This is a genomic window from uncultured Enorma sp. (assembly GCA_905210055.1).
Lineage (GTDB): Bacteria > Actinomycetota > Coriobacteriia > Coriobacteriales > Coriobacteriaceae > Enorma.
Map to the genome: position 1 here is coordinate 1 of CAJLVH010000114.1, position 6,413 is coordinate 6,413.

Consider the following 6,413-nt stretch of genomic DNA (forward strand, 5'->3'; position numbering starts at 1 on the left):
CCCGCGTCACGATTCTCTCGTGTGGCCTCAGAGGTGCTGTTCAGACGCTCGCTCATAGGGTTACTCGTCGTCTTCCTCTGTGATTTCGACAGACTCTGCCAGGTTTTGCGCCTCTGGCCACGGCTTTCCGCCACGTACATCGAAGCTTACCCACACATGCTGACCAGCTTGCAATTCGATGTCTTCCGTTATGGGTTCCGGCAGGTCGGGCGCATCCGGCGGATCAACTTCATTCGATACCGTGTACATGGTGTTGCTATCGACGCTGCAGACTATGTAGCGCGATTCGTAGGAGTCGGTGGGACCCATATCGACAACGAAATCGCCGTGCCGTTCGTCGCAGGCGATGACGGTTCCTTCAATGATGATGTAGTCGGGCTTGCTTTCGTGTACGCACCATACGAGCATGAGCGTCAGCAGCGTTGAGGCGATTCCGCAGGTGATGAGCAGCAGCTTTCGCTGAAAGGGGCGCGGGCTTTCGGGTTCGTTCTCGCTGGGGCTAGGAGCGGTGGCTGGCTGCGCGGGGTTTTCGGCAGCTGGGCAATCCGCCTGCTGCAACGAGTCCGTCGTCGGGGAGCCGCCCATTGTCTGCGCCGGGTTTTCGTTCTCTGCGCCGGCGGCATCGTTATCAATTCCCACGAGCGACCCCAGCTCTACTCCGTACAGACAGGCGAGGGCAATAAGGTTGTCGGTGCCCGGGACGGACTCGCCGCACTCCCATTTCGATACCGCCTGCCGGCTCACACCGAGTTTTCGCGCAAGGTCTTCCTGGCTGATGCCGCTGGAACGCCGAAGTTCGTAGAGGCGCTGGGCGAGAGGCGTGCTCATGACGGTTCCTTTCATGGTGGGGTGTGCCTACGCATGCATGCCAAGGCGCTCCGCGACCCTCGTTGTGTACGACGGCTTAGCGCGGCGGCCTTAGAACCGGATCGCCTCTAGTGTACCGGGTGCGTCCCCGCATGCCACCATCTTCGGCTGGCAATTCCGCAACTGGCGGTTGCATGCGATCGATACCTGGTAGTTTGTCGCGTTTGGAGCAGCGATTGCGCTTGGTCGCATCGTCGCGAACGCGCCGCGCTGCCAAGCTCGCGAACCGCCGCGTCCCTATTCGCTCCCCAAAAACGCGCCGGACTGGCGGCTCCATAGCTGCGCATACTCGCCATCGGCGCCCACGAGCTCCGCGTGCCGTCCGTCCTCCACGATCTCGCCGTCACGAATGACCACGATGCGGTCGAGTGCGGCGACGGTCGAGAGGCGGTGCGCGATGACGAGCGACGTGCGGTCGCGCATGAGGTTCTCGAGCGCGTCTTGGATGAGCTTCTCGCTTTCGGAATCGAGGGCGCTCGTGGCCTCGTCGAGCACGAGGATCGGCGCGTCCATGAGGATGGCGCGCGCGATGGCGATGCGCTGACGCTGCCCTCCGGAGAGCTTCACGCCGCGTTCGCCCACCTGCGTGTCGAGTCCGCGCGGCAGGCGCTCGATGAACTCGAGGGCGTTTGCCTCGCGCGCGGCGCGCAGTATCTCGTTCTCCGTGGCGTCCGGCCGGCCGTAGGCGATGTTTTCACGCACGGTGCGGTGGAAGAGGAGCGGCTCCTGCGGCACATAGGCGATATGCTGGCGCAGGCTCACCTGGCTCACGTGCGCGATGTCCTGGCCGTCGATCTTGATGCTACCGCCCGAAAGGTCGGCAAGACGCAACAGAAGCGTGGTGAGCGTCGTCTTGCCGCTGCCCGAACGCCCGACGAGACCAACGCGTTGACCAGCGGGAATGTGGAGGTTGAACCCGCGGAACACGGCGTCTTCGGTGCGCGCGTCTGCATAGTGGAAGTCGACGTCGCAGAAATCGATGGCACCCGCCGTGACGTGGAGCGCGGGGGCATCGGGGTCGTCTGCCACGAGGCGTGGCTCGTCGAGGGCGACGGTGAGGTCGTGTGCTTCGCCGAAGGAGCGGTTAATCTGCTGGAACATCTGCGACAGCATGTTGAAGCGGCCGGTGAGCGAATTCGTATAGGTGAACATCATGACGAGCGTGCCGGCCGAGATGCCGAACCACGCGTTGCCGCCCGCGATGAACACGGCGACGAGCCCCATCATCATCACGATGAGCGAGCTCGTGACGGCGCCGGTCTTCACCGTGCGGCGCATGCGTCGGCTATCGGCGGCGCGCACGTCCTGGTTCGCCTCCTCGAAGATGCTCTGTTCGTATGCCTCGCGCCCCGCGGTCTTTACCGCGAGGATGTTCGTGATGGAATCTGAAAGTTCGCCCGAGAGGCGGTTCTGCGCAGCGCTTGCGGCGGCATTGATGGGCAGGATCTTGCGGTAGAGTTTGAACACGATCGCCACGTAGGCAGCGAGCACCACCACGAGGATCGCGACGAACGCGGGCGCGAGCGGGGCGAGCATGCAGATGGTGAGGACGGCTGTCGAGGCGGTAGGCAGTGCGGAGTAGGTGAAGTTGTCCATGAGCAGGCTGTAGGCAGATATGAACTTCTGCGTGGAGCTCACGAGCGCGCCGCCGAAGCGGTTGGTATGGAACGTCATCGATTGGTTGGAAAGCGTGTCGAATGCGAGCCGTCCGAGTTCGTAGCCGGCGCGAATCTCGAGTTTGGCGCAGGCATAGTCCTGCAGCTTGCTGCACACCTGGCCGGCGACGTTCACCGCGATGAGCGCGGCGATGTAGGGGCCGAATACGGGGAGCACATCTTCCGCGGCGACGCCGCCCGCGCCCACGCGGTCGACGATCGCGCCCACGATAAGCGGGTTCGCGAACGTGAGGAAGAAAACGTAGCCCAGCGTGACCGCGACATCGAGCACGAACATCGGCAGCTGGATGCGCGTGACGCTCCAGAAGTAATGCAGGGTTCGGCGGGTTACGGAGGCCACGGAAAGCTCCCTTCAGGCGAATGCGTAAGAATACCCAAGCAGTTATTCTACATCGGGGCATCTGGAACCACGACGTGTTGTCGCTGGCGAGATTCCCGCGAGGTAAAACAATCCCTGGGGTAATGTTACATGAAGCTTTCGTGCGCACTTGACGAGCGGCTCGCCACAAGCCATACTATTCGCTGGTTCACGCACGAACCCGCTGCCAGAGACAGCCGGTGCCGAGAGGCGGGTCCAAGGCTCAATGGGGTAACCCGCCAGCCGAGGTGGTCGAGCAGATAGCTCATGTGTCTTCTCGCCCCCGTCGCTCTCGCAGCGCGGGGGTTTTCTTTTCCAAGACATCCCCGCAAGTCTTAAAGCGGGTCGTGCCTGGGAAAGGTAACGAGGAGGTGTAACAGATGCCACAGCAGTACAAGATCGACAAGGTTGCCGAGATCGAGTCTCACATCGCAGACAGCAACGGCGTGTTCGTCGTCGGTTACAACGGCCTTACCGTGAAGCAGGCGCAGGAGCTGCGTCACCAGCTTCGTGAGGTCGGCGCCGAGATGAAGGTCTACAAGAACAACCTCACCCGTCTTGCGCTCAAGAACCAGGAGCAGCCGGAGATCGACGAGATTCTCGTTGGCCCGCTCGCCTATGTGTTCTACTCGCAGGATCCGGTGGAGCCCGCGAAGGCGCTCAAGGAGTTCGCCACGAAGTCCAAGGGTGTTCTCGAGATCAAGGGCGGTATCTCCGAGGGCAAGGCGGTTACGGCCGAAGAGGTCAACGCTATCGCCGACCTGCCTACGAAGGATCAGCTTCTTGGTCAGATCGCTGGCCTCATCAACGGCTTCGCCCGCGACATCGCGGTCTGCGTCAACGGCGTGTCGAGCGGTCTCGCCCGCACCGTCCAGCAGATCTCCGAGCAGAAGGCTGCGTAAAACAGCCGGCGCGGAGTATCCGCGCACCCCGGCGCGCTTGCGCGCCGCTTGATACGTTCGCTACCGTGCGAAGACGCACGGCAACTGAAAGGATTGCTTACCATGGCTAAGCTTACCAACGAAGAGATCATCGAGGCTCTTAAGGAAATGACCCTGCTCGAGGCTTCCGAGCTCGTCAAGATGATCGAGGACACCTTCGGTGTCTCCGCCGCCGCTCCCGCTGAGGAGGAGAAGACCGAGTTCGACGTCGTGCTCGAGGGCTTCGGCGACAACAAGATCGCTGTCATCAAGGTCGTCCGCGAGCTCACCAGCCTCGGCCTCAAGGAGGCCAAGGAGGTCGTCGAGAGCGCTCCGAAGGCCGTGCTCGAGGGTGTCAAGAAGGAGGACGCCGAGGCCGCCAAGGCGAAGCTCGAGGAGGCCGGCGCTGCCGTCTCCCTCAAGTAGTTCGCCGCAGGCCCCGTGCCTGCCTGCGTTTGCTTGACGCCGAAGGGCGAGATCCATACGGGTCTCGCCCTTTTTTCGTTTGCGGGCGAGCGGTCTGTTTGCGGACGAGCGATCCTCGATTTTGAAAAAAGCGCATCTTGGGGGAGCCGTTGCGATGTATCGCCGGACTTTATGGGGAATCTCTCGCGTGCGCGACGCGGCGGGTTCCCGTGTGTATCATGGACACTTGTGAAAATGAGTGCTGGAAGCAGCGGGGTTCTTCCGGATCGACGAGTCTGCGTGGGACACCCGGAGCGTCCGGCTCGTGAGAGAGGGAGTTTCATTTCATGGCGCAGAAGGTTCTCGTCTTCGATTTCGGCGCGCAGTACGGGCAGCTCATCGCCCGTCGCGTTCGCGACCTGCATGTGTATTCCGAGATCGTCCCGTGCGACATCACGGCCGATGAGGTTCGCGCACTGTGGCCCTCGGCGATTATCCTGTCCGGCGGCCCGGCTTCCGTCTACGCCGAGGACGCGCCGTCCATTGATCCCGGTGTGCTCGAGCTTGGCGTACCGGTGCTGGGCTTCTGCTATGGTCACCAGATCATGGCTGTGACGCTCGGCGGCGAGGTCGCACACTCCGAGGTGGGCGAGTACGGTCCTGCGACCATCGAGCGTGAACGTGAGAGCGCGCTCTTCAACGCCACGCCGCTCGAGCAGACGGTGTGGATGAGCCATCGCGACGCAGTCTCGCGCGTGCCGGAGGGCTTCGCGGTGACGTCGCGCACGAGCGTGTGCCCCGTGGCGTCCATGGAATGCCCCGATCGAAAGCTCTACTCCACGCAGTTCCATCCCGAGGTGCGCCACACGGAGTTCGGCCAGCAGATTCTTTCGAACTTCCTCTTCGACATCTGCGGCCTTGAGCAGGATTGGACGATGGATAACCTTGCGGAGTCTATGACCGAGCAGATTCGCGAGCAGGTTGGCAGCGACCGTGTGATCCTGGCGCTTTCGGGTGGCGTGGACTCAAGCGTGGTCGCGGCGTTGGGCGCACGTGCCATCGGCCGCCAGATGACCTGCGTGTTCATCAACCATGGTCTTCTGCGCAAGGGCGAGCCGGAGCAGGTGGAGGAGGTCTTCACCAAGCAGTTCGACGTCGATTTCGTGCACGTGCATGCCGAGGAGCGCTATGCGGAACTGCTCGCAGGCGTGACCGACCCCGAGCAGAAGCGCCGGATTATCGGCACGCAGTTCTGGAAAGAGTTCTTCGCGGTGGCACAGCAGCTCGCGGAGGACGGCCGCCCGGTGAAGTACCTGGCGCAGGGCACCATCTATCCGGACATCATCGAGAGCGGCGCGCGCAAGACCGGCGGCAAGGCATCGACCATCAAGAGCCATCACAACCTCATCCCCTTCCCGGAGGGGGTGCATTTCGACCTCATCGAGCCGCTCGACCATTTCTTCAAGGATGAAGTGCGTGAGCTTGGCTTGGCGCTCGGCCTGCCTGAGCACATCGTGTACCGCCAGCCGTTCCCCGGACCTGGTCTCGCGATTCGTATCATCGGCTCGGTGACGCCCGAGAAGCTCGAGATCCTGAAGAACGCCGACGCGATCGTGCGCGAGGAGCTCGATGCCTACAACGCGCGCCTGTTCGAAGCGACGGGCGAGCGTAACAGCGAGCATAGCTGCTGGCAGTACTTCTGCGTGCTGCCGGATATCAAGAGCGTGGGCGTGATGGGCGACGAGCGCACGTACGCTCGCCCCGTGATCCTGCGCGCCGTTGAGTCGAGCGACGCCATGACGGCCGACTGGGCGAAACTGCCGTACGAGGTTCTGGCGAGGATTTCCGGTCGCATCGTGGCGGAGGTTCCCGGCGTGAACCGTGTGGCGTATGACATCACGTCCAAGCCGCCCGCGACGATCGAGTGGGAATAAACCAGAAAAGTCTGAAAACCCAGTAATAATGCAGGTTCGCAGGATTTCAAAACCCTCGTTGATAAGATTTTGATAAGATTACACTTGAACACCATTATCGGATGTATCAAGTGGTTTGTGGGTAAAGAGTAATTTCTGAAGGCTCACAAAAAACTCCATATTAACATTAAACCCCGTACTGACGGAATAAAGTCAGTACGGGGTTTTTGTCGTTTGCAGGGTTATTTCAGTTTATCCTTAAAGGCTTCTACAA

5 protein-coding genes are annotated in these 6,413 nt (G+C 61.7%); 3 read left to right on the forward strand and 2 right to left on the reverse strand.

What is annotated here, in order from left to right; genetic code table 11:
• Positions 1 to 60: 60 nt before the first annotated feature.
• A complete protein-coding gene (locus tag QZ079_RS07345) occupies positions 61 to 828 on the reverse strand; it encodes a helix-turn-helix domain-containing protein (protein WP_297037091.1) in 768 nt (255 codons plus the stop codon).
• 276 nt (positions 829 to 1,104) lie between these two features.
• Positions 1,105 to 2,883, reverse strand: a complete 1,779-nt coding sequence (locus QZ079_RS07350; RefSeq protein ID WP_297037093.1) for an ABC transporter ATP-binding protein — start codon at positions 2,881 to 2,883, stop codon at positions 1,105 to 1,107.
• Between the two features lie 398 nt (positions 2,884 to 3,281).
• Between QZ079_RS07350 and rplJ the strand changes: the two genes are divergently transcribed.
• The 3 genes from rplJ (at position 3,282) to guaA (ending at position 6,160) form a co-directional block, all read left to right on the forward strand.
• A complete protein-coding gene (rplJ, locus tag QZ079_RS07355) occupies positions 3,282 to 3,803 on the forward strand; it encodes a 50S ribosomal protein L10 (RefSeq protein ID WP_291290553.1) in 522 nt (173 codons plus the stop codon).
• 102 nt (positions 3,804 to 3,905) lie between these two features.
• Positions 3,906 to 4,247 (forward strand): 50S ribosomal protein L7/L12, encoded by a 342-nt coding sequence (gene rplL, locus QZ079_RS07360; protein WP_297037097.1) that lies wholly within the window; start codon positions 3,906 to 3,908, stop codon positions 4,245 to 4,247.
• 326 nt (positions 4,248 to 4,573) lie between these two features.
• Positions 4,574 to 6,160 carry a glutamine-hydrolyzing GMP synthase gene (guaA, locus tag QZ079_RS07365; protein ID WP_297037100.1) on the forward strand — a complete coding sequence of 529 codons (1,587 nt, stop codon included), beginning with the start codon at positions 4,574 to 4,576 and terminating at the stop codon, positions 6,158 to 6,160.
• Positions 6,161 to 6,413 lie beyond the last annotated feature (253 nt).